This is a genomic window from Clostridium sp. OM05-9 (assembly GCF_003481465.1).
Taxonomy (GTDB): domain Bacteria; phylum Bacillota; class Clostridia; order Lachnospirales; family Lachnospiraceae; genus Coprococcus; species Coprococcus ammoniilyticus.
The window spans coordinates 262-549 of record NZ_QULF01000015.1 but is presented as its reverse complement, the minus strand read 5'-3'; the positions used below and the strand labels follow the sequence as shown (position 1 = coordinate 549).

Sequence of the window (288 nt, the reverse complement as noted above, 5' to 3'; positions counted from 1 at the left end):
GTCTTGGTTGCGCTTATGCTTCCATCTGCAAGAACATATTCACCACTTGCGTTTGTTACGTAGATCGTAAATGTCTTGTTCGCATCGAAGGTATATCCTGCAACTGCCTTTTCTACAGTAAGGCTTCCCCTATCCTGTGTATAGGTATTCGTTACAGTTACGGTTGCTGTCGCATCCTTGGTGACGGTGACATTACCTTCACCACTGACTGCTAAGCCATAGTTAGAGACTGCTGTTCCGGTTAACTCTTCGCTTACACTGTAAGTTCCTACAGGTATGTCATTGATC

1 protein-coding gene is annotated in these 288 nt (G+C 44.8%); it reads right to left on the bottom strand.

What is annotated here, in order from left to right:
* A partial coding sequence (locus tag DXB77_RS12920) for a DUF5979 domain-containing protein (RefSeq protein WP_207665167.1) occupies positions 1-288 on the bottom strand: 288 nt, incomplete at both ends.